Genomic DNA, 22,426 nt, shown 5'->3' with positions numbered 1-22,426 from the left:
CCTACTCTGAAAATTGTCGCTTCCTAACAAGGGACTATCTGTCATCTGCCGTCAAACGATGACATCCAGAACCCTCACGCCTTCATCAGCCACTCGTGTTCGGTAGCGTTGTGGAATTTCCACGTCCGTTTGGGGCCGGCCATGACGTTGAGATAATAGAGATCGTAGCCGTGGCAGGCCGCGCAAGGGTGGTAGCCCTTCGGCACCAGCACGACATCGCCGTCCTCGATCGCTATCGCCTCGTCCAGGTCGCGCACGCCGTTCCTGTCGGCGTCGGTGTAGACACGCTGGAAGGCAAAGCCCTGCGGCGGGTTGAGGCGATGGTAATAGGTCTCCTCGAGATAGGATTCCGCAGGGAGATTGTCCTGGTCGTGCTTGTGCGGCGGATAGCTCGATGTGTGGCCGCCGGGCGTGATCACCTCGACCACCAGCAGCGAATCGGCCGGCTTGCCCTCGGGCAGGATGTTGGTGACGTAGCGGGTGTTGGTGCCCTTGCCGCGCACTTCCTGGCCGAGATCGTCGGGTGAAATGACGCGGGCGGGCAGGCCGCCGCCGAGGCCCGGCGCCGAGCAGACGGCGAGCTCAAGCTCGGTGTCGGCGGTCACCGACCAGTCGGATCCTTGCGGCACATAGACCGACCAGGGCTTGCCCTCGAAGGGCGACATGCGCGCGCCGAGCAGCCCGAGATCCTTGCCGCTGGCTGAGGCCTTGCCCTTGCCGGTGACGAAAACCAGGCAGACCTCGCGATCGCCCGTCTTGCCGGCCGCCGTTTCGCCCGGCCGCAGACGGTGAAGATCGAAACCCACGTAAGTCCAGCCGGCGCTTTGCGGCGTGACGTGAGCGACATGGCCGTGGCCCTTGTCGGCCTTGACGAGCAGTTTCGACATTTTTGTCTCCTATCCATATCGGCTTCGGCCGGTTGCTGCCCCGGAGGTTTCGCCGGCTGAAAGATCGGGCGCAAACCTTCGGGATTGGCCGAAGCCTCCAAACTTCGTCATCCTAGGGCGAAGCAGGAGCGAAGCTCCGTCGCGAAGACCCTAGGATCCATTCCGTAACCTTGGCCGAAGGGTGCAGCGGAGCAGAATTCTGCACCGCGGCGGCTGTTTTGACGTCACGGCATGGATCCTCGGGTCTGCGCGCGTCGCTTCGCTCCTTGCTCCGCCCGTGGATGACGATGCGAAAAGCGTTTCAGCCAATCGCCAATGCATCCGATCCGCCATGCGCGCGCTGTCCGATCCGTGAGACTCCCATCCCATGAACCGCTTCATTCCTTCGGCTCGGCCGGAGGTTTGGTCTCCTCGGCCGGCTTGTAGAGATAGAAGAACTGCCACACCGCGTAACCGGCGAAGCCGAGCGCAATGACGCCCCAGAAGGGCGTGCCGGAGGCGAACTCGATCACCGACCAGACCAGGCAGACCGCGACGACGGCGATGCGCCGCCACAACGGCCGGAAGAAGGGGTGCTCATAGTCTTTCATCGCGCCAATCCAGGATTTGCCCAAAGCGCAACGGATAAACCGCGCGCCAGGCCAAATCCACCGTTTATGCCGGGAAGCCCTGCGTCTCCACCGTGTAGCCGGCGGCCGTCATCACCCGCATCAGCTCCTTGTGGCCGACCTCAGCCATCTTGAGCGGCGGGTTCTTCTTCGGATCCTGCTCCGCCTCGACCACGAACCAGCCTTCATAGCCATAATCGGCGAAGCGCTGCACGATGGCGCCGAAATCGAGCGAGCCGTCGCCCGGCACGGTGAAGGCGCCTAGCGCCACCGCATCGAGGAAGGACTGCTTGGTGCGGTCGAGACCGTCGATCACGCCCATGCGCACGTCCTTCACATGCACGTGGTTGATGCGCTTGTGATGGTTGTCGATGGCGCGCAGCACATCGCCGCCGGCAAAGGCGAGGTGGCCGGCGTCGAGCAAAAGCGGAATGCCCTCACCGGAATGGCGCATGAAGGCGTCGAGCTCCGGCTCGGTCTCGACCACCGCCGCCATGTGATGGTGGTAGGAGAGCGGCATGCCCTGTTCAGCGCACCATTCGCCGAATTCGGTGACGCGCCGGCCATAGGCCTTCATCTCGTCGCCGGTGAGTTTCGGCTTGGTGGCCAAAGGTTTCGAACGGTCGCCCTGGATGGAGCGGCCGACCTCGCCATAGACGATGCAGGGCGCGTTGACCGCCTTGAACAGGTCGATCATCGGCTGGATGCGATCCTTGTTCCTGGCCAGGTCCTCATTGACCAGCGTGCCGGAGAACCAGCCGCCGCAGAGCGTGACGTCGGCCTCCTTCAGGATCGGCAGCATCACCTTGGGATCGTTGGGGAAGCGACGGCCCATCTCCATGCCGGTGAAGCCGGCCGAGCGCGACTGGCGCAGACATTCCTCCAGCGACACGTCATCGCTCAATTCCACGAGATCGTCGTTCCACCACGCGATGGGGGACATGCCCAGTTTGGCTTTCAAGTCGTCACTCCAGGTTCAAGTTCGTGCCTACCCTCACCCTTGTGGGGAGGGTCGCTGCGCAGCAGCGGGTGGGGGTCGGCGCCGCACCCCCACCCGGACCTTCGGTCCGACCTCCCCACAAGGGGGAGGTAGGGGGTAGGCGGCGCCAGTTTCAGTCACCGATGCTTTGCATCTGCTTTTTGTCCTCATAGGCCTTGCGCGCGGCATTCACCTGCGGTCGCGACGAGACTTCCGGCACCGCGACATCCCACCAATGGCCGCCGGCCTCGGTCGAGACCAGCGGATCGGTATCGATGACGAGCACGGTGGTCTTGTCGTTGCCCTTCGCCTTGGCCAGCGCCGTCTCCAGCTCGGCGATCGACGCCACCTTTTCGGCGACGGCGCCGAGACTTGCGGCATGGGCGGCGAAGTCGACGTCGGGCATCACCTCGTGGCGCGCGTCCTTCAAGAGATTGTTGAAGTTGGCGCCGCCGGTCGCCATCTGCAGCCGGTTGATGCAGCCATAGCCGCGGTTGTCGAGGAGCACGATGGTGAGTTTAAGCCCCAGCATCACTGAAGTGGCGATCTCGGAATTCAGCATCAAATAGGAGCCGTCGCCGACCATGACGACGACCTCCTGGTCGGGCTTGGCCATCTTGACGCCGAGACCGCCGGCGATCTCGTAGCCCATGGTCGAGAAGCCGTATTCGGCATGGTAGGAGCCGGGCGCACCCGCCTGCCAGAGCTTGTGCAGTTCGCCCGGCAGGCCGCCTGCCGCATGCAGCAAGGTGACGCCCGAGCCCATCGCGCGCTGCACGGCGCCGATCACCTGCGCGTCGGAGGGATAGGCGGCATTGGTCGAGGCCGTCACCTTGGCGGCGGCGGCCTGCCACTCCTTCTTGCCCTTCAGCGCGTTGTCGGTCCAGGCGCTAGGTGCCTTCCACCCCTTCAGCGCGGCGGAAAGTTCCGCCAAGCCTTCAGAGGCGTCGGCGACCAGCGGCAGCGCCCAGTGCTTGCCTGCGTCGAAACCTTGCGTATTCAGCCCGATGATGGTGCGGCCGGCATTCTTGAACAGCGCCCAGGAGCCGGTGGTGAAATCCTGCAGCCTGGTGCCGACGGCAAGCACGACGTCAGCCTCTTCGGCCAGCCGGTTGGCGGCCGACGTGCCGGTGACCCCGACCGCCGCCATGTTGAGCGGATGGTCGTCCGGCAGCGAGGATTTGCCGCCTTGCGTCTCGCAGACCGGAATGCCCGCGCCCTGCACCAGCTTGGCCAGCTCTCCGGAAGCCTGCGAATAAAGGACGCCGCCGCCGGCGATCACCAGCGGCTTCCTGGCGTCCTTCAGCGCCGCGACGGCGGCCGCCAACTCGTGGCGGTCGGGGCGAACCCTGCGCGGCGTCCAGACGCGCTCGGCAAACAGGCTTTCGGGATAGTCATAGGCCTCGGCCTGCACGTCCTGGCAGAGCGACAGCGTGACCGGGCCGCATTCGGCCGGATCGGTCAGCACCTGCATGGCGCGGTTCAGCGCCGGGATGATCTGCTCGGGCCGCGTGATGCGGTCGAAATAGCGCGACACGGGACGGAAGCAGTCGTTGACGCTCGCCGTGCCGTCGGAGAAATCCTCGGCCTGCTGCAGCACCGGGTCCGGCAGGCGGTTGGCGAAGACATCGCCTGGTAAAAACAGGACGGGCAACCGGTTTACGTGCGCGAGCGCGGCTGCGGTCACCATGTTGAGCGCGCCGGGGCCGATCGAGGTGGTCGCGGCCATGAAGCGGCGGCGGAAATTGGCCTTGCCATAGGCGATCGCGGCATGCGCCATCGCCTGCTCGTTATGGGCGCGGAAGGTCGGCAGCTCGTCGCGCACCTGGTAGAGCGCCTCGCCGATGCCAGCGACATTGCCGTGGCCGAAGATCGCCCAGACGCCGCCGAAGATCGGCTTTTTTTTGCCGTCGATCTCGGTCATTTGCCGGCTGAGAAAGCGGGTCAGCGCCTGCGCCATCGTCAGGCGAACGGTCTTGCTCATTGTCGGTTCCTCCGGCTTTCCTTGTGCCGCCTTGTTATGCTGCCCGTCTTCTTATGCTGCTTTGCGGCCGCGCGCAGCAAGCCATGCCTCGGTCAGCTGCTCGAAGCGCGAGGCCATGTCGGCGATAGCTTCGTCGTCCGACATCCTGCCGGCAAGCCATTGTTCGGCGGCGTTGATGAAGATGGTACGACCGACGGCGAATCCCTTGACGATGGGCGCATTGCTCGTTGCGGCAAATGCTGCGACCAGCTCGTCCTGCGGCGCCTCCAGGCCGAGCAGCACGACGCCGCGGCACCACGGATCGTTCTTGACGATCACCTGTTCGATCTTCGCCCAGGCGTTCGCCGAAGCCTGCGGCTCGAGCTTCCACCAATCGGGCTTGATGCCAAGCGCATAGAGTTCCTCGAGCGCGCGCGGAATGCTGGTGTCGTCGAGCTTGCCGTGCTTGCCGGCGATGATCTCGACGAGAAGCTCCCTGCCGACTTTCCGCGCCGCCTCGAACAGGACCCGCAGCTTCTGCTGCTGCTCGGTCTTCAGCGCCTCGGGGTCGTCCGGGTGATAGAAGCACAGGCATTTGATGCAATGGTCGACCGGCCAGTCGGTGAGCTGCGAGCCGATGTCCTGCGAGAATTCGAAGCGCAGCGGCCGCGATCCGGGCAGCTCGACCGGGCGGCCGAGCCAGGCAAAGGGATGGCGGGCGAATTCGAACATGGCGTCGCGGCCATATTTCTCGTCGATCAGCATGCCGTAGCCGTCGCGGCCGGCGGCGACCCTGGCCGCCGCCTGGACGGTGAGCACCTTGAAGTCCGGAATACGCGAAGTGTCGGCGCCGACCCTGGCGGCGACGTCCTCCAGCTGGACACGATGGTCGCAGGCGAGCGCCATCAGCGAGGGGATGTCGCGCCGGCGCGTGGTTGCCCAATGGATATGGTTGATCGCTTCGTCCTTGCGCAGCGCCAGATGCTTGCTACCGTGCTTCAGGAAGAACTGCAGCTCCTCGAAGGTCGGGTATTCCGGCGCGCAGAGCAGGCGCGACACGGCGAAGGCGCCGCAGGCATTGGCCCAGGTCGCCGCCGTGGCAAAACTTTCGCCGCCGAGCCAGCCGCGCAGGAAGCCGGACATGAAGGCGTCGCCGGCGCCGAGCACATTGTAGATCTCGATCGGAAAGCCCTTGCCGACGATGCCGTCCTCGAGATCGTCGCTGATCGGCCCGTCATAGACGATGCAGCCCTTGGCGCCGCGCTTGAGCACGATGGTGGCCGGAGACAGCGAGCGGATCGTCTTCAGCGCGCTCAGGCAATCGTCGGCGCCGGAGGCGATCATGATCTCCTCCTCGGTGCCGACGATGAGGTCGCAGTCCGGCAGCACCGTCTTCAGCCGCGCCGAGACGCGGTCGGATTTGACGTAGCGCTCGAAACCTTCGGCATGGCCGGCAAGTCCCCAAAGGTTCGGGCGGTAGTCGATGTCGAAGACCACCTTGCCGCCCTTGGCCTTCATGAGGCGGATCGCCTTGCGCTGCGCGGCATCGGAATTGGGGCGCGAGAAATGCGTGCCGGTGACCACGACCGAGCGGGCCGAAGCGATGAAGGCTTCGTCGATGTCCTCTTCAGCCAGCGCCATGTCGGCGCAGTCGGCGCGGTAGAAGATCATCGGCGAGACGCCTTCGTCCTCGACCGAAAGCAGCACCAGCGCCGTCAGCCGTTCCTTGTCGGTCTTCAAGCCGTCGACCGAGACGCCTTCGCGCCTGAGCTGCTCGCGGATGAAGCGGCCCATCTGCTCGTCGCCGACGCGGGTGAGCAGCGCCGAGCTGAGCCCAAGCCTTGCCGTGCCGACGGAAATATTGGCCGGACAGCCGCCGACCGACTTGGCGAAGGACGTGATGTCCTCCAGCCGCGAGCCGATCTGCTGTCCATAGAGATCGACCGAGGCGCGGCCGATCGTGATGACGTCGAGCGGCGGATATTTCGCTTCCACGGCTTCGCCCATTCGAACCTCCCATCGGCCTTGTTGTGCAGAGCAGCGTCGTTTTGGGCAGCGCGCGCGAACGGCCGCGTGGTGCCGTCAATATGAAATAATAATTCCAATCTATAGTCAATATGGAATGAGCATTCCCAGACGGAAAAAGCGAACCTCGGGCCGCTCAGGCCTTGCGCTTGCGGCCGACGTCGCGACGCTTCTCGCCGACGGCGACGGTCAGCGCCATGGCGAGCGCCATCGTCGCCGAGATCGAGCGGAAGCCGCCGAAATCGGCCTCCGCCACTTCGAACCAGACCTTGGCGAACTGGGCGAGCGGCGAAAACGATGAGTCGGTGATGGCGACGATCGGCACGCCCTGCTCCGCGATCGAGCGCGTCTCCTCGATGGTCGCCGGCGCATAAGGCGAGAAGCTGATGGCGATGACGGCGTCGCGCGGCGTGGCGAAGCCGATCATCTCGGCATTCAGGCCCGCGGCCGATTCCACCAATTGATTGCGGATCTTGAGCTTGCCCAGCGCGTAGGCGATGTAGGAGGCGACCGGATAGGACCGGCGCTTGGCCAGCACATAGATGGTCTCGGCCTTCGCCAGGAGCGCGACCGCCTCTTCGAAATGCGTATCGTTCAACGCGCGCGAAATATCGCTGAGCGAGGTGCTGGCGGCGGCGACGAAGCCGTCGAAGATCGCCCGATGGCCGGCGCCTTCCTCGGCCTTGGCGCGCAGTGCCGCCAGCCTCTCGTCATAGGAGGAATTGCGTTCGCGCAGGCGCTCGCGGAACACCTGCTGCAGGCTGGTGAAGCCGTCGAAGCCGAGCTGCTGGGCGAAGCGGATCAGCGTCGAGGGCTGGACGCCGGCCGAGGCGGCGATGCTCGCCGCCGTGCCGAAGGCGATGTCGTCGGGATTGTCGAGCGCATAGGCGGCTATCTGCGCGATCCGCTTTGGCAGGCTCGCGCGCCGCTCCAGGATCGTTGCGCGCAACGTCTCGAAATCGCGCGGCACCCGTTCGTCCATCGTCGCTCCGCCCACGGCCATATTGAAAGTTCCCTCTCCTGCCTCATCATAACGAGTTCGCGCAAGAACACCATAAAAAATGATTTGGACGTTCCATTCTTGAGAGAAATGGATTAACTCATCCATACGAACTTTTTCCCAGACCGGTTCCGCGAAACGCGGAACCGGTCTACTTGTTTGTTGACGCAATTCCGGGCGGAAAACCGCTTCACACTTTTCCTGGAATTGCTCTAGCGCGGAGACATCGACATGGTCGGAGTGGGCCTCATCGGCACGGGCTTCATGGGCAAGTGCCACGCCATCGCCTGGAACGCGGTCGGCACCGTCTTTCCCGATGTCGAGAAGCCGAGACTGGTGCATCTGGGCGAGGTCAATGACGAGCTTGCCAGGCGCAAGGCGGGCGAGTTCGGCTTCGCCAAGGGCTCCGGCGACTGGCGCGCCGTGGTCAACGACCCGGAGGTCGACGTCGTCTCGCTGACCACGCCCAACCAGTTCCATCCCGAAATGGCGATCGCGATCCTCGAAGCCGGCAAGCACCTGTGGTGCGAGAAGCCGATGGCGCCGAGTTTTGCGGAAGCCGAGGCGATGGCCGAGGCGGCAAAGAAATCCGGCAAGGCCGCCGTGCTTGGGTATAACTACATCCAGAACCCTGCCATCCGCCACATCGGCGCGCTGCTAGAGGAAAAGATCATCGGCGACGTCAATCTCGTCCGCATCGAGATGGACGAGGATTTCATGGCCGACCCCGACGCGCTGTTCTTCTGGAAGCATGAGGCTGCCTCCGGCTATGGCGCGCTCGACGATTTCGCCGTGCATCCGCTGTCGCTGATCGAGGTTTTGTTCGGCCGCGTCAGTCGCGTCATGTGCGACATGGCAAAACCCTATGCCGACCGCAAGGTCGCCTCCGGCGGCCGCCGCGCGGTCGAGACTTATGATATCGCAAGCGTCTTGATGCATCTCGAAAACGGCGTCGCCGGCACGCTCTTGGTCAACCGTTCGGCCTGGGGCCGTAAGGGCCGCATCGCCATCCAGATTTTCGGCTCGAAAGGCTCGATCCTCTACGACCAGGAGCGGATGAACGAGTTCCAGCTCTACCTCACCGCCGACCGGCCGACCGAGCAGGGCTATCGCACCATCCTGGTGGCGCCGCACCACAAGCCTTACGATTCCTTCCTGCCTGCGCCCGGCCATGGACTGGGCTTCAACGACCTCAAGATGATCGAATGCCGCGAGCTGTTGATGCGGATCGCCGGCAAGCCGGCGCGGATCATCGACTTCGACGAGGGGCTGGAGATCGAGCGCACGGTGCATGCGATGGCGCGGTCGTTCCAGGAGCAGCGCTGGATGGATGTGCGATAGTCCAACGGCCGGCGCCTGACGATGGATTGAAAGACCGCTTTCGGCTCGGAAGGGATCAGCCTCTCGCGCCGTCCGGCATGTCGATGCCGAGCAGCGCCTGCAGCCCGAACAGGACAAGCAGCGAGGCCACGAACATGCCGGCAAACACCGCGGTGCCGACAGCGGCACCCTTGCCGATCGTCGCATTGGTCATGCGCCAGGTCAGCACCATCGACAGCGCGAACAGAAGCAGCGAGACCAATCCGCTGATCTCGTCGGCCGAAGACACGAACAACCTCAGCAGCGCCGACGGCAGCATCAGCCAGGCGATGATGGCGGAGGCCCAGTTGGAGGCGACGACATAGTGGACGAAGCGGCCGCCGATGCCGGCGCGCGGCGCGACCAGCGCAAGCGCCACCAGCGGCAGCACCCAGGAGCCGATATCGACCGTCGCCAGCTTGAGCAGCATGCCGAGGCGGCCGGCGAAGGCGTTCGGATCGCCGATCTCGTTGGCGATGCCGACCCAGCCGACGATCAATGCCGGCAATGCCACGACGATGGCGAAGAAGGAATTCCAGAAACCGTCCGCCGAGAGGTCGAGCATGCGCAGGCCGTCTGCCTTGCCGAACATCAGCCGCCAGGCGCCGGCCAGCGAAGCATAGGTTTCGTCCGCCGAAAGCATGGTCACGCGAGGTCCTGTCCGAACCAGTCTTCGATGAAACGTTCGTAGATTTGGGTCAGCGTCTCGAGATCGGCAAGCGCCACGCGCTCGTCGACCATGTGCATGGACTTGCCGACCAGCCCGAACTCGACCACCGGGCAGTAATCCTTGATGAAACGCGCATCCGACGTGCCGCCGGAGGTGGAGAGCGCCGGCGTCTTGCCGACCACCGCCGCAACCGATGCGCTCAGCGTGCCGATCAGCTTGTCGTCGCGGGTGAGGAAGACATGGCTCGGCCGGTCGCGCCAGACGAGCTCGTAATCGACCGGCGTCTTCTTGCCCGGCCGGTATTTCTTGCGGCCCGCCGCTTGGTCGAGCCGGTTGTGGATCTCGGCCTGGATGGTCTCGGCATCCCAAGTGTCGTTGAAGCGGATGTTGAAGGTGGCGGTGGCCTTGGCCGGGATGACGTTGGTCGCCGGATTGCCGACATCGATCGACGTCACTTCCAGATTGGTCGGCTGGAAATCCTTCGTTCCCTTGTCGAATACCGGATGGAGCAGCGCATCGACCAGGCTCATCAGCCCGCGCACCGGATTGTCGGCAAGCTGCGGATAGGCGGCGTGGCCCTGGCGGCCGTTGACGATGACGCTGCCGGAGAGCGAGCCGCGCCGGCCGATCTTGATCATGTCGCCGAGCGTATCCGGATTGGTCGGCTCGCCGACGATCGAGGCATCCCACTTCTCGCCCTTGGCGGCCGCCCAGTCGAGCAGCTTCGTCGTGCCGTTGATGGCCGGCCCCTCCTCGTCGCCGGTGATCAGCAGCGAGACCGAACCTTTCGGGCCGCCGTTCTTGTCGATATGGCGCGCCACGGCGGCGATGAAGCAGGCGATGCCGCCCTTCATGTCGACGGCGCCGCGCCCGTACATCTCGCCATTGGCGACGTCGGCGGCAAAGGGCGGATGGGTCCAGGCCGCCTCGTCGCCGACCGGCACGACGTCGGTATGGCCGGCAAACATCAGATGCGGGCCGTTGCCGGAGCGGCGCGCATAGAGGTTTTCGATATCCGGCGTGCCGCTTTCGGCGAATACCGGCCGCTCGACCGAGAAGCCGAGCGGCTTCAGCATGACTTCCAGCGCCTGCAGCGCGCCGCCCTCGGCGGGCGTCACGGAGGGACAGCGGATCAGGGCGGCGAGGTTCCGGGCGGGGTCGGTCGGCAATTTCATGGGCAAAGCGATAGTCGAAAGCAACGGACCTGTCACGGTCGGACATGGTGGGCGATCACGCCGCCGACAATATGGTTGTCATGTCGTATAGTTGCGAGCCAAGTCGGGACGATTGCATGGCCAGGCAAGAAAAAACCATTGCCGTCGCCGGCGCCGGCAGCATTGGCTGCTATGTCGGCGGCTGCCTGGCGCTCGCCGGGCGAAAGGTGAATTTCCTCGGGCGCGGCCGCATCGTCGAGGCCATGCGCAAGGACGGGCTTCGGGTCAGCGATCTCGACGGCCGCGACCGCCGCATCGATCCGGAGGCGCTTACGGTCACCGACGATCCGGCGATGGCGCTGCGCAACGCGGATATCGTTCTCGTCACTGTGAAAAGCGGCGCGACCGTGGAGATGGCTGCGCTTCTTGCGGGCCGTGCCCGCCCCGACGCCATCGTGGTCAGCCTGCAGAACGGTGTCGGCAATGCGGACAAGCTGCGCGCCAAGCTTCCTGCGCAGCGCGTGCTCGCCGGCATGGTGCCGTTTAATGTCGTACAGTCGCCGGAGGGCGAGGCGCCGTTCCGGGTTCATCGAGCGAGCGAGGGCAAAATTGTGGTCGAGGAGGGGGTGGACGGCCTCGCTGGACTGCTCGGTGTCGAAGGGCTTGGGGTCGAAGCGCGTTCCGACATGAAGGCCGTGCAGTGGAGCAAGCTCTTGATGAACCTCAACAACGCGCTTGTGGCGCTCTCCGGCCTGCCGCTGGCGCGTGAGCTGGCCGACCGGCGCTGGCGCCGGATCCTGGCCGGCCAGATCGACGAGGCGCTCGCGGCGATGAAGGCCGCCGGCATGGAACCGGCGCGAATCACCGGCCTGCCGCCGTCGCTGCTGCCGAAAGTGCTGAGGCTTCCCGACTGGCTGTTCGGAGTGCTGGCCCGGCGCTTGCTGGCAATCGACCCGGAGGCTCGCTCCTCCATGTGGGACGATCTCGAGCGCCGCCGCCCGACCGAGATCGACGACTTGCAGGGCGCGGTGCTCAGCCTGGCGAAGCAGACGGGCACGCCGGCGCCGAAGATCGAGCGCGTCGCGGCGCTGGTGCGTCAGGCCGAGGCGGAAAAGCGCGGCCCGCCTGGATTGACGCCGGAGAATGTCATCGGCGGCCCTCGATCAGCGTGATCTTCTGCCAGATCTTGCGCGACAGGTTGGAGGCCAGGTTCTCGATGTCGTTGACGCCGTCGACGACCACGTCGTCATTGACCGATTGGGCAAACAGCGCCGCGATCTTGCCGGTGATCGACAGCATCTCCGAGCAATAGTCGAGATAGCGCGCGAGGTCGGCAGCGCTGGCGATGCGCGCCGGCGAATGGGCGGTCGGCTTGAAATTGGCCGACAGTCTCGCCGGATCCTTGGTCAGCTGGTGCATGTCGATGACATGGATCAACGAGCGAAGGCCATGCAGCTCGCGGAATACCTTCTTGCGCTTGATGCGCTCCTCGGCCCGCATCAGCGCCAGGAAGCCGACGACGGCAAGGATGAGGACATTGAGGGAGGATTCGATGCCTTGCACCGACTGGACGGCATCGCCGGGTCCGGAAAAGCGGCCGAGCGGCAGGATGGTGCCGACGAACAGGAAGATAAGCGCGCCGGCGACGACAGCGGCGATGATGACGCCGCGCAGCCACCAGATCGGCGCCTCCAGGGCCTTGGCGGCTTTTGCCAGGTCGCGCGACAGCGACACCAGTTCTCCGGCGACGCCACGCAGGCCTGCGTCCGGAAAGCGCTCAGCGACACGCTCTTCCAGCCTTTCGGCGGTCTCGATGATCAGCTTCGGATCAAGCGTGCGGTAGCGCATGGCGGCTGCTGCATCTAGCGGTCGGCCGGCGCATTCGTGCGGCTGCCGTAGCGATTGGGCCCGGCTTGCCCCGGAAACAGGCAAAGCACCAGGAAAGCGACGATCGATACGACTGGGACGAACAGCACCAGCGCCGCGATGCCCGGCTTGTCGAAATCGTGCAGCCGCTTCACCGCCAGCACGATGTTCGACCATAGCGAGGCGAGGAAGGTGAGGAAGAAGACGAACGACCACATGTTGCTCTCGGCCGAGCCCTCCGGCACCAGCGTGAAGCGATAGAGCGGGAAAGCCTGGACGAGCGCAACCAGCAATCCGCCGAGAAAATAGGCCGCGCGGCTGACGCGGCCCGAGGTTTTGAAGAAGAGCCAGATAAAGTCTGCTTTTTCAGGCAAGCGGGTCCGGTCCGTATTGATTGGCGCCATTGGTGCCTTCGAGGATGCCGAGCTCGATCAGCATCCAGATGCCGCCGATGATGGGGATAAGGCCGATCAGCGTCCACCAGCCCGACTTGTTACGGTCGTGCCAGCGTTTGGCATAGAGAGCAATCGCGAAATAGATCGATGCCAGCATGACGAGGATGCCGATGACGCCGATCTGATCGCCGCTGTCGGTGGTGAAACGCGTGCCGAGGATCGTATCGAGAATGAAGGCAACAATGGCGATGACGATGAATATACCGATGCCGGCCCAGAACTTGGCGCGGTTGATGCGGCCGTCGAAACTCGTCAGCAGGTACTTCCAGTCCATGACGCCCCTCCGTTGAACCGGCGCGACGGAATGTCGCGCCGGCGGAAGGTGCGTCCGTTTCCGGAAAAGATCAATCGCGCAGCAATTCGTTGATCGAGGTCTTGGAGCGGGTCTTGGCGTCGACGCGCTTGACGATGACGGCACAGTAGAGGCTTGGCCCCGGCTCGCCATTGGGCAGAGGCTTGCCAGGCAGCGAGCCGGCAACAACAACCGAATTCGGCGGCACTTCGCCGTAAAAGACCTCGCCGGTGGCGCGGTCGACGATCTTGGTCGACTGGCCGATGAACACGCCCATGCCGAGCACCGAGCCTTCGCGCACGATGCAGCCCTCGACCACTTCGGAGCGCGCGCCGATGAAGCAATTGTCCTCGATGATGGTCGGGCCGGCCTGCATCGGCTCCAGCACGCCGCCGATGCCGACGCCGCCGGAAAGATGCACGTTCTTGCCGATCTGGGCGCAGGAGCCGACCGAGGCCCAGGTGTCGACCATCGTGCCTGTATCGACATAGGCGCCGACATTGACGAAGGACGGCATCAGCACCGCGCCCGGGGCGACATAGGCCGAGCGGCGCACGACCGAGGACGGCACGGCGCGGAAGCCGGCCTTCTCGAAATCGACGGCGCTCCAGCCGTCGAACTTCGATGGCACCTTGTCCCACCAGACCGCCTGGCCCGGGCCACCCTTGATGATCTCCATCGGGTTCAGCCGGAAGGAGAGCAGCACCGCCTTCTTCAGCCACTGGTTGACGTGCCACTTGCCGTCCTCCTGACGCTCGGCGACGCGGGCCACGCCACGGTCGAGCAGGTCGAGCGCCGACTGGATGGCGTCGCGCGTTTCGCCGCGGGTGGCGGTCGAAATCGTATCGCGCTCCTCGAAGGCCTTTTCGATGGTCTTTTCGAGGCTCGCCAGATCAGGCGTGGACATGAATTTGCTCCATTACAAAGCTGTTAAGGGCTGCGGCTTAACCTGTTTTGAAATCGCGCGGACCCTATGTGAAGCCTGGATGAGGGTCAATCGCGGCTGCGTCACGGGACGGCGCAAGTGAAGGAATTAGGACGGTGGACTCAATGACACCCATGGAAAAGGCGGGATGGACGCCGCTGCCGCATTCGGACGAGGATCTGCAGCGGGCCAAAAGCGTGCCGGACACGCCGCAGACCCGAGCCGAAACCTATCGCCTGGCCTGGAACGATCCCGACTTCATGACGCGGCGCGAACTGCGCCCGGTACGCCTGCAGCTCGAGCTGCTGAAGCCGGAGATGATCCTCGCCGAGCGCGGCATCCGCTCGACCGTCATCCTGTTCGGCGGCGCAAGGCTGCCGGAGCCGGGCGGCGAGGCCTGGGCAGCGAAGAACGAGACGCAGAAGAAGAACCTCGAGCTGAACAGCAAATACTACGAAGAGGCGCGCAAGTTCGCCCGGTTGTGCTCGCAGCAGTCGGCCACGTCATACTACCGCGAATTCGTCGTCGTCACCGGCGGCGGACCCGGTGTCATGGAGGCTGGAAACCGCGGCGCCGACGATGTCGGCGCGCCGTCGATCGGCCTCAACATCGTACTGCCGCACGAGCAGGCGCCGAACGCCTATGTGACGCCCGAGCTCTGCTTCAATTTTCACTATTTCGCGATCCGCAAGATGCATTTCGTCATGCGCGCCAAGGCGGTGGCCGTGTTTCCGGGCGGCTTCGGCACGATGGACGAGTTCTTCGAGACGCTGACCTTGATCCAGACCGGGCGCATGGAGCGCGTGCCGGTGATCCTGTTCGGCAAGGCATTCTGGCAAAGGGCGATCGACCTCGATTTCCTCGCCGAGCAAGGCACGATCTCGCCCGGCGACCAGGATATCATCGATTTCGTCGACACCGCCGACGAAGCCTGGGAGATCGTCCGCCGCTTCTACAGTCTCTGAGGGAAGGCCGCCCGTTACTGCAACTCGGCCAGCCAGCCATTCGAATGCGCGAAGCGCACGATCGCCGCGCGGGAGTGGAGCTCGAGCTTGTCCGTTGCCCTGGTCCGGTAGGTCTCGATGGTCTTTATGCTGAGGTTGAGGCGCGAGGATATCTCCTTGTTGCTGTAGCCAAGCGCTACCAGCTGGATCACCGACCGCTCGCGCTCGCTGAGATTGCCGGCATCGCCCTGCGCGCCGTGGCGTGGGCTTAAGATTCGCGCCGCAAGCGCCGGGTCGACATAATTGTCGCCGGCCAGCACGCAGCGGATGGCCTGCAGCAGGTCCGTCGCGGTCGAGCGTTTGACCACGAAACCGCGTGCTCCGGCAGCCAGCACCTGGCGCAGGCAGCCGGGGTCCTCATGCGCGGTCAGCGCGATGCAACCGAGTTCGGGAAAGCGTTCGACGAGCCGTTCGATGAGCGTGACCCCGTTGACGCCGGGGAGCGAGATATCCACCACGGCGACGTCCGGAAGGGCCTTGCCGATCCCCTCGAAGGCCTCATCGGCATTCGCCGCCAGTCCGACGATCGTCAGATCGTCCTGGCTGTTGATCATCGCACCGACGCCGGACAGGATGATCGGATGGTCGTCGACCACGAATATGCGCCTGCAGCACACCTTTAACCTCCATCAGTCTGTCAAAGGGCCCGTCACTCAAAGCGGGTCCCTTTGTGCTTGATGGTCTAGGCAACTGCCCCGCCTGGCGCGGGACGCCCGTCTGTTTCTCAGCAAAGCCGCAAAACGGCCGCAACGGGTAAGCCATCCCCCGCCTGACCCATGATCCAGGATTGTAAGCCGCGGCCGACGATTTCGGATGTGGAACGCTTCACGTAGGCGCTCGCAGCGCTGCCGTGCGCCCAATTGTTCCCCCAGCGCTCAACCGGGCAAAGGCACATCGGCGTAGATGGCGGTCCCCTTGCCCTTGGCGGTTTCGACCGTGAACTCGCCTCCGATCAAGGCGAGGCGCTCCTTCATGCCCGCAAGTCCCAGATGGCGAGAGCCAGGCGCGATATTGGCATCGAACCCATGGCCATTGTCCTCGACGGTCAGCCGCAGCCTGTTGTCCCAGATGTGGGCCGTCACGCTGACCCGGCTCGGCTGAGCATGCTTGCCGATGTTGGTGAGGGCCTCCTGCACGATGCGATAGAGCGTCAGCGCGACTTCGGGCTCGAGCGGCCTCGACAGGGCTTCGAGATCGACGTCGCAGGGTATGCAGAGCTGAGCGCACAGCATGCTGGCCAGATCCTCGACCGAGGCGCGGAGGCCCAGGCGATCGAGATCCGCGGGGCGCAGGCTCCAGGCGGCATCGTGCACCCTGGTGCTCAGCTGGTCGACGAGCTGAGCCGCGCGCGCGAGGCGGGCATCGAGTTCCGCGGAGTCCGCGCGGATAGAGTGCAGCTCCAGCGCCACGCTTGCCAGCATCTGGCCGAGATCGTCGTGCAGCTCGCGTGACAGGCGCAGGCGCTGTTCTTCCTGCACGGCAATCAACCGCCGCGTCAATCTCCGGCGCTGGGCCTTCGCAGTTTCGTCCTCGCCTGGCTGGATGGTCGCCCGCATCAGCGTTCTCTTCTCCATGCCGTTCCCGAGGCGCGCAAGCTGTTCACGGATCGGCCAGAAAAGGCATGAAAGTCTGTTCCTCCACACAGTATACACCCGCCATAAGCCTTTATGCCTGTCAGTTTTTTCCCGATGCCTTCAACTTTTCCTGACAAGCACATCAGCTGAAAAACCGACAAGCCATGCCGATCGGCCCGGATGTCTCGGCATCTTTTCTGCAGGCATCCTTGTTGCGTGGTTCCGGTCATCTTGTGCTGGCCGGGATGTTCAACGCAAACCAAGGAGAACGTCATGAGGAAGATCATTCTGGCCGCGGCTGTCCTGTCGGCTCTGACCGGTACGGCATCCGCCGTTTCGATCGGCAGCGGGAATGGCAATGGCAATGGCAATGTCGGGGCCGGCAACGGCAACGGAAACGGCAACGCCAATACCGGCGCCTTCAACGGCAACTTCAACGGCAACGGCAATTTCGGTTTCGGCAACGGCAATGGCAACGGCAATGCCAACATGGGCGCCTTCAACGGCAACTACAACGGCAACCTCAATGCCGGCGCCGCCAACGGCAACGGCAACGGTAACGGCAACTTCGGCCTCGGCAACGGCAACGTGAACGGCAACGGCAACTGGGGCTTCGGCAACGGCAACGCCAACGGCAACGCCAATGCGGGCATTGGCAACGGCAATGGCAACGGTAACGCCAACCATTAGCGTCGAAAGACGCTGACGCCTCTGGGATCGCCGAGCCTCGCGCCCGTCCCCCACGCCAGGCTATCGCGACATGTCGCCGGCGATCCCAGTCCTTTTCCAAGCAGAGAGTCCCTTTTCCAAGCAGAGAGTCCCTTTTTCCAACCAAGCCATGGAAGGAGTTCGCAGATGAAACGGTGTGTCATCCCGGCGCTTTGCCTGGGGCTGTTGAGCGCAACCGCGGCGAAGGCCGACACCACGACGGGCAGCCAGGCCTTCAGCATGTCACGCGTCCAGCAAAACGCCGGCCAATACGGCCAATATATCGGTTCGAACGTCAGGGGCATGGACCCACTCGGCAACCTGGGCGGCAATGTCGGCTACAAGAACACCGGCAGCGGCAATATCGGCGCCTTCAACAGCGGGACCGGCAATGTCGGGGCCTTCAACGGCAACGACAACACGTCCGCGACGAGCGGGAACCGCAATATCGGGGCCTTCAACGGCAACGGCAACACCGGCGAACATGACGGCAACACCAATGTCGGCGCCTTCAACGGCAACTACAATGGCGGCTCGTTCAACGGCAACGGCAACGCCGGCGCGTTCAACGGCAATTTCAACGGCCGGGGAAACCGCTGATGGCCTGGCTCAGACCATCCGCTTCCGTCCGGCGCGGCGCGAAGCCGGCGCTGGCAAGGCCGTTGGACGGAAGCGGCATCGCGGTTTGCACGCTGCTTGCCGCGATCGTGGTTGCCGACGCCTCGACGGTGGTCAGGATAGCCGATCTTCCCATCGGCCGCGGCCCCATCGACCGCGGCGAAGTCGCGATTGCCGGTCTCGGCCTCGGTCTGGACAAGGCCGACGGGTCAAACGGCAATTGGAATTCGGGCAATTTCAACGGCAACGGCAATCGCGGCAGTTTCAACGGCAATGGAAATGCCGGCAGCTTCAACGGCAATGGCAACGCAGGCAGCTTCAACGGCAACGCCAATTGCGGCGGCGGCTTCGGCAATGGGTTTTCGTCCGACGGCAACGGCAACGGAAAGCGCCAAAATACGCCTGAATGGTGCCGGTTGCTGAAAAACCTGAACGGCCAGTTGGGGCTGCCGCCCGGCACGATCCCGGACTTCGATTAGGTCCTCGACGCAAGGATTTTGAAACGTGCAGAGCTTGTCGGCAGGTAAGGTTTCATGGCTCGCTTCGCCGAGCCATCGCAGACGTTTGGAATTGGCTGAAGCCACCCAACGTCGTCACCCCAGGGCGAAGCAGGAGCGAAGCGACGCGGCGCAGACCTCAGGATGACGAAGCGATCGGCGTTTCGGGCAATCTCCAAGGCATGCGATACGCCGACAATCTGGAGTTGGGTTCAGGCCGGGACTTCGACGATCGCCGACAGGAAGCCGGCGAGGTCGTCGGTGACGAAATCCACGTCGTCCTCATTCGCCGGATCGCGCTCCCATATCTCCGAGAAGGTCGGCTCGAAATTGCGCGGCACAACCAGCACAGTCGTCATGCCGAGCGATTTCGGCACCGAGAGGTTGCGCGCCAGATCCTCGAACATCACCGCATTATGGCCGGTGACGGAATGCAGCTCGGCGAACCTTTCATAGGTCTGGCGCGCCGGCTTGGGGTTAAGCCCGGCCGCGACGATGTCGAAGATGTCGTCGAAATGGTCCAACACGCCGAGCTGGCGCGCGGCGCGCTCGGCATGCCTGCGGTCGCCATTGGTGAAAATGAACTTACGGCCCGGCAACTGCCGGATCGCCGCGCCCAGCACCGGATCGGGCACCAGCCAGGAATAGTCGATGTCGTGCACCTTCTCGAGGAAGTCGTCGGGGTCGATGCCGTGGCGCGCCATCAGCCCGTTCAGCGTCGTGCCATATTGCTGGTAGAGCTCTTTCTGCAGCTTGCGCGCCTCTTCCCGCGACAGGGTCAGCAGCTCGCTGACATAGGCGGTCATCTTCACGTCGATCTGCGCGAACAGATTCGAATGATGCGGATAGAGCGTGTTGTCGAGGTCGAACACCCAATCCGTGACATGGGCAAATCGCGAGGGGTCGGGTGTCGTTGTCATGGCTTCCTTATGGCATGCGGACGCGGACTTTATCCACAACTTCTGCGCGTCGCGCATAGTGAAAATAGCCTCTCGCTTCAAATTTTAACCGTCCCGGAAAGGTCGCCTTCAGCGCTTGCTGGCACATAGGCATTCCGTCGGGAGTGAGCGATGAGCCGCATAATTTTGAAGTCCGCAGCCGTCGCGTTCGCTTCGGTCGCCGTCTCGCTTTTGTTAACGCTGGTTGTGGTCCCGGCAATGGGCTTTCCGGTCAGCCGCACCGTCTGGCTGACGGTCACGGTTTGCCCCTTGATGCTCGCCTGGATCGCCAGCGCGGGCACCTTCTGGCAAAGCGACCGGCTGAAGAACGCGCATCGCGAGCTTGCCCGCGCGCATGCGCAGCTCGCCGCCGCCCACAGGCGCCTGTCGGAGAAGGCTAGCCGCGACGACATGACCGGCATGCTCAACCGCGAGACCTTCTTCGCCGCGCTCGACGGCTCCCGCCGCAAGGCCGATCGCGGCGCGCTGCTGATCATCGACGCCGATCACTTCAAGACCATCAACGACAATTACGGTCACCTGACCGGCGACGATGCGCTGCTTCTGATCGCCGGCGCCATCGAGCGGGGGGTGCGCAGCGGCGACGTGCTCGGCCGCATCGGCGGCGAGGAGTTCGCCGCCTTCCTGGTCGGCGCCACCGAGCCGGAGGCGAGGCATGTGGCCGAGCGCATCCGCCGCGAGGTCGAGCTGATCCGGTTCCGCCCCGTCGATCAGCGGACCGTGCCATTGACCGTCTCGATCGGCGGCATCACCTGCGGCGAGAGCGCCACCGTGTCGGAGCTGATGCGCGCCGCCGACCGCAGGCTTTACGAGGCCAAGCATCGCGGCCGCAACCTTTCCATTCTCGATCGCGACATTTCGGAAGCCGCCTGAGGCTTGGGTGGGCGTTAGCAAATTCCTAACCCTTTCCAAATTCAACCGCGGCGATTGCGCGGTTGTAACTGCGTCTTCATCTAGACTTGGCACGGAATTGGCCTCTCCGGCGGCGTGTGTGCCGTCCGGGAACGGCATGCGTGTATCGAGCCTCATCGAAAGACGTGTCATGACCCATTTCATCAAGATGTCGCGCCGCACGATCCTGCAGGCGCTGATCACGCTGCCCGCGCTGTCGCTGTTCCGCCACCAGGTTGCCGTCCCCAGCCCTGACGAGATCGCCCGCGATGAGATCATCGAGGTCAACGGCTGGATCCTGAAGCGGAGCGATCTCGCATGATCTTCGACAGCTACGAGGCCTATAGGCAGGCGAGCTTCAAACCCAAGGTCTGCATCCTCGGCTCCGGCCCGGCCGGCACCACGATTGCCAGGAAACTGGGCGCCGCCGGCATTCCGGTGGTCGTTCTGGAGGCCGGCTCGCGCGAATTCAGCGACGAGTCGCAGGATTTCTACCGCGGCGCCACGGTCGGCGATTTCTATTTCGATCTCGACATCACCAGGCTGCGCTTCATGGGCGGCTCTTCGAACCACTGGGCCGGCTGGTGCCGCGTGCTCGACAGCCAGGATTTCCAGCCCAAGGCATGGGCGCCGGATACCGGCTGGCCGATCAGCCGCGCCGATATCGAACCTTATCTGCCCGAAGTCCGCGATATTCTCGAGCTTCCCGACTTCCGGCCCGATGTCCCAATCTCGGACGACATCCGCTGGGTGCAGTTGATCAAGAGCGGCGCCGTGCGCTTTGCCGAGAAATTCGCCGACGAGCTCGACCGGAGCAAGAACGTCGCCGTCGTGCTCAACACCTACGCAACGGAGCTCGCCGGCGACGGCAAGCGCGTGACCGGCGCCAAATTGTGGTCGAACGGCCAGGACGCCGGCACCTTCACGGCGGATTACTTCATCACCTGCACCGGCGGGTTGGAGAACTCCAAGCTGCTGCTCTGGTCGAACCGGCGCTCGAATGGCGGTGTCGTGCCGAACGCCGCAGCACTCGGCCGCTATTGGATGGAGCACCCGACTTTCGAGGGCGGCAATGCCATCCTCGCCAGCTACGGCGAGTTCGAGGTCGACGCCTCGAACGAAGCCTTCTTCTCGCCGACGCCTGCCGCGATGGAGCGGCTGCAGATCCTGAATTTCGGCATCAGGCTGATCGAGATGCCCTACCCGAATGTCAAACGGCTGATCGCCGACCTCGCCTGCACCGCGCCCAATATGGCGGAATGGATGTCGGACCAGCTCAGCCAGCGCCTGCGTTGCGCCGCCCAGCTCTACGTCGCCTGGGAACAGGCGCCGCTCGCCTCGAACCAGATCGAGCTGTCGAAGACCGATGTCGACCACGCCGGCGTGCCGCGCATCGAGCTGCACTGGAAGAAGTCGCCGCTCGAGCGCCGCACCTTGCTGGAGGGCTTGCGGCTCTTCGGCACCACCATGGCGCAGAAGAATCTCGGCCGCGTGCGCATCGCCGACTGGATCAGCAATGGCAGCGACTACCCGACGAACCAGGAAACGGCGGGCCACCACCATATGGGCGGCACCCGCATGGGCACCGATGTCTTGAAGAGCGTCGTCGACGCCAACTGCAAGGTGCACGGCATGGACAACCTCTATGTCGGCGGCTCCTCGGTGTTCTGCACGTCCGGGCAGTGCAACCCGACGACCACCATCACCGCGCTCGCCTGCCGGCTGGGCGATCACCTGAGCAAGGTGATCACAGTCTGAGCTCCCCGAAAGGCAGGCAGCGCCGGCGCCTGGAATAGCAGCCGGCGCCGCCCTGGCGCGCCTTTTTGGGAGAGTTCGATCGGGCCTAGAGTCGTTCCGCTTTTCGCTAAACGCTGAACCGCCCTAAATTTGTCTTACGCAATTCCGGACGGAAAACCGCTGCGCACTTTTCCTGGAATTGCTCAAAGTATTGTCTTACGCAATTCCGGACGGAAAACCGCTGCGCACTTTTCC

The 22,426-nt window shown here is 64.1% G+C and carries 24 protein-coding genes; 9 read left to right on the top strand and 15 right to left on the bottom strand.

Features of this window, described 5'->3' with window-relative positions:
* Positions 1-74: 74 nt before the first annotated feature.
* The 6 genes from iolB to ABID26_RS17220 all read right to left on the bottom strand — a co-directional run bounded on the left by iolB (position 75) and on the right by ABID26_RS17220 (position 7,444).
* On the bottom strand, positions 75-887 hold the full coding sequence (gene iolB, locus ABID26_RS17245; protein WP_126096770.1) for a 5-deoxy-glucuronate isomerase: 813 nt from the start codon (positions 885-887) through the stop codon (positions 75-77).
* A gap of 377 nt (positions 888-1,264) precedes the next feature.
* Entirely contained in the window at positions 1,265-1,477 is a 213-nt protein-coding gene (locus ABID26_RS17240; RefSeq protein WP_126096771.1) for a DUF3329 domain-containing protein, read from the bottom strand.
* 64 nt (positions 1,478-1,541) lie between these two features.
* Complete coding sequence (iolE, locus tag ABID26_RS17235) at positions 1,542-2,456, bottom strand: myo-inosose-2 dehydratase (RefSeq protein ID WP_126096772.1); 915 nt, start codon at positions 2,454-2,456, stop codon at positions 1,542-1,544.
* A gap of 151 nt (positions 2,457-2,607) precedes the next feature.
* Positions 2,608-4,458, bottom strand: coding sequence for a 3D-(3,5/4)-trihydroxycyclohexane-1,2-dione acylhydrolase (decyclizing) (gene iolD / locus ABID26_RS17230; RefSeq protein ID WP_126096773.1), 1,851 nt, complete (start codon positions 4,456-4,458; stop codon positions 2,608-2,610).
* 51 nt (positions 4,459-4,509) lie between these two features.
* On the bottom strand, positions 4,510-6,444 hold the full coding sequence (locus ABID26_RS17225) for a bifunctional 5-dehydro-2-deoxygluconokinase/5-dehydro-2-deoxyphosphogluconate aldolase (protein ID WP_126096774.1): 1,935 nt from the start codon (positions 6,442-6,444) through the stop codon (positions 4,510-4,512).
* Positions 6,445-6,598: 154 nt separating this feature from the next.
* Entirely contained in the window at positions 6,599-7,444 is an 846-nt protein-coding gene (locus tag ABID26_RS17220) for a MurR/RpiR family transcriptional regulator (protein WP_189521522.1), read from the bottom strand.
* Between the two features lie 249 nt (positions 7,445-7,693).
* Here ABID26_RS17220 and ABID26_RS17215 point away from each other — a divergent pair, with 249 nt between their 5' ends.
* Positions 7,694-8,803 carry a Gfo/Idh/MocA family protein gene (locus tag ABID26_RS17215; RefSeq protein ID WP_126096776.1) on the top strand — a complete coding sequence of 370 codons (1,110 nt, stop codon included), beginning with the start codon at positions 7,694-7,696 and terminating at the stop codon, positions 8,801-8,803.
* A 55-nt stretch (positions 8,804-8,858) separates the two neighbouring features.
* Here ABID26_RS17215 and ABID26_RS17210 read toward each other — a convergent pair whose 3' ends face one another.
* Both ABID26_RS17210 and dapE read right to left on the bottom strand, forming a co-directional pair.
* On the bottom strand, positions 8,859-9,464 hold the full coding sequence (locus tag ABID26_RS17210; protein ID WP_126102462.1) for a transporter: 606 nt from the start codon (positions 9,462-9,464) through the stop codon (positions 8,859-8,861).
* A 2-nt stretch (positions 9,465-9,466) separates the two neighbouring features.
* The gene (gene dapE / locus ABID26_RS17205) at positions 9,467-10,666 is read right to left on the bottom strand and encodes a succinyl-diaminopimelate desuccinylase (protein ID WP_126096777.1); all 1,200 of its coding nucleotides are present in this window, start codon (positions 10,664-10,666) and stop codon (positions 9,467-9,469) included.
* Between the two features lie 116 nt (positions 10,667-10,782).
* Between dapE and ABID26_RS17200 the strand changes: the two genes are divergently transcribed.
* Positions 10,783-11,817: a 2-dehydropantoate 2-reductase gene (locus ABID26_RS17200; RefSeq protein WP_126096778.1), complete on the top strand. Its 1,035-nt coding sequence runs from the start codon at positions 10,783-10,785 to the stop codon at positions 11,815-11,817.
* Here the strand turns inward: ABID26_RS17200 and ABID26_RS17195 are convergent.
* From ABID26_RS17195 to dapD, 4 genes are all read right to left on the bottom strand, one after another.
* A complete protein-coding gene (locus ABID26_RS17195) occupies positions 11,792-12,493 on the bottom strand; it encodes a hypothetical protein (protein WP_292302998.1) in 702 nt (233 codons plus the stop codon). The two genes, ABID26_RS17200 and ABID26_RS17195, sit on opposite strands and share 26 nt — an antisense overlap.
* A gap of 14 nt (positions 12,494-12,507) precedes the next feature.
* The gene (locus tag ABID26_RS17190) at positions 12,508-12,915 is read right to left on the bottom strand and encodes a DUF805 domain-containing protein (RefSeq protein ID WP_435528581.1); all 408 of its coding nucleotides are present in this window, start codon (positions 12,913-12,915) and stop codon (positions 12,508-12,510) included.
* Positions 12,878-13,240, bottom strand: a complete 363-nt coding sequence (locus tag ABID26_RS17185; protein ID WP_126096781.1) for a DUF805 domain-containing protein — start codon at positions 13,238-13,240, stop codon at positions 12,878-12,880. The genes ABID26_RS17190 and ABID26_RS17185 overlap by 38 nt, the downstream gene beginning before the upstream one ends.
* A 70-nt stretch (positions 13,241-13,310) precedes the next feature.
* Complete coding sequence (gene dapD / locus ABID26_RS17180) at positions 13,311-14,165, bottom strand: 2,3,4,5-tetrahydropyridine-2,6-dicarboxylate N-succinyltransferase (RefSeq protein ID WP_126096782.1); 855 nt, start codon at positions 14,163-14,165, stop codon at positions 13,311-13,313.
* A gap of 143 nt (positions 14,166-14,308) precedes the next feature.
* On the opposite strand from dapD, the gene ABID26_RS17175 reads away from it, so the two are divergent.
* On the top strand, positions 14,309-15,148 hold the full coding sequence (locus ABID26_RS17175) for an LOG family protein (RefSeq protein ID WP_126096783.1): 840 nt from the start codon (positions 14,309-14,311) through the stop codon (positions 15,146-15,148).
* 14 nt (positions 15,149-15,162) lie between these two features.
* On the opposite strand, the gene ABID26_RS17170 is transcribed toward ABID26_RS17175, so the two are convergent.
* Both ABID26_RS17170 and ABID26_RS17165 read right to left on the bottom strand, forming a co-directional pair.
* Positions 15,163-15,804 carry a response regulator gene (locus ABID26_RS17170; protein WP_245460159.1) on the bottom strand — a complete coding sequence of 214 codons (642 nt, stop codon included), beginning with the start codon at positions 15,802-15,804 and terminating at the stop codon, positions 15,163-15,165.
* Positions 15,805-16,062: 258 nt separating this feature from the next.
* A complete protein-coding gene (locus ABID26_RS17165; RefSeq protein ID WP_292302995.1) occupies positions 16,063-16,743 on the bottom strand; it encodes a sensor histidine kinase in 681 nt (226 codons plus the stop codon).
* A 291-nt stretch (positions 16,744-17,034) separates the two neighbouring features.
* Here ABID26_RS17165 and ABID26_RS17160 point away from each other — a divergent pair, with 291 nt between their 5' ends.
* The 3 genes from ABID26_RS17160 (at position 17,035) to ABID26_RS17150 (ending at position 18,566) form a co-directional block, all read left to right on the top strand.
* Positions 17,035-17,451, top strand: a complete 417-nt coding sequence (locus ABID26_RS17160; RefSeq protein ID WP_189521406.1) for a hypothetical protein — start codon at positions 17,035-17,037, stop codon at positions 17,449-17,451.
* A 165-nt stretch (positions 17,452-17,616) separates the two neighbouring features.
* A complete protein-coding gene (locus ABID26_RS17155; protein WP_126096785.1) occupies positions 17,617-18,069 on the top strand; it encodes a hypothetical protein in 453 nt (150 codons plus the stop codon).
* Positions 18,069-18,566, top strand: coding sequence for a hypothetical protein (locus tag ABID26_RS17150; RefSeq protein WP_292373933.1), 498 nt, complete (start codon positions 18,069-18,071; stop codon positions 18,564-18,566). The genes ABID26_RS17155 and ABID26_RS17150 overlap by 1 nt, the downstream gene beginning before the upstream one ends.
* A gap of 230 nt (positions 18,567-18,796) precedes the next feature.
* Here ABID26_RS17150 and ABID26_RS17145 read toward each other — a convergent pair whose 3' ends face one another.
* The gene (locus tag ABID26_RS17145; protein ID WP_126096787.1) at positions 18,797-19,504 is read right to left on the bottom strand and encodes a pyrimidine 5'-nucleotidase; all 708 of its coding nucleotides are present in this window, start codon (positions 19,502-19,504) and stop codon (positions 18,797-18,799) included.
* 150 nt (positions 19,505-19,654) lie between these two features.
* On the opposite strand from ABID26_RS17145, the gene ABID26_RS17140 reads away from it, so the two are divergent.
* From ABID26_RS17140 to ABID26_RS17130, 3 genes are all read left to right on the top strand, one after another.
* A complete protein-coding gene (locus ABID26_RS17140) occupies positions 19,655-20,416 on the top strand; it encodes a GGDEF domain-containing protein (protein WP_126096788.1) in 762 nt (253 codons plus the stop codon).
* A 169-nt stretch (positions 20,417-20,585) separates the two neighbouring features.
* The gene (locus ABID26_RS17135; RefSeq protein WP_189521407.1) at positions 20,586-20,756 is read left to right on the top strand and encodes a hypothetical protein; all 171 of its coding nucleotides are present in this window, start codon (positions 20,586-20,588) and stop codon (positions 20,754-20,756) included.
* On the top strand, positions 20,753-22,192 hold the full coding sequence (locus ABID26_RS17130) for a GMC oxidoreductase (RefSeq protein WP_126096789.1): 1,440 nt from the start codon (positions 20,753-20,755) through the stop codon (positions 22,190-22,192). Before ABID26_RS17135 ends, ABID26_RS17130 begins: the two co-directional genes overlap by 4 nt.
* Positions 22,193-22,426: the final 234 nt, after the last annotated feature.

It is taken from the genome of Mesorhizobium shonense (genome assembly GCF_040545255.1).
Classification (GTDB): Bacteria; Pseudomonadota; Alphaproteobacteria; order Rhizobiales; family Rhizobiaceae; genus Mesorhizobium; species Mesorhizobium shonense.
This window is presented reverse-complemented; position numbering and strand designations above follow the sequence as displayed.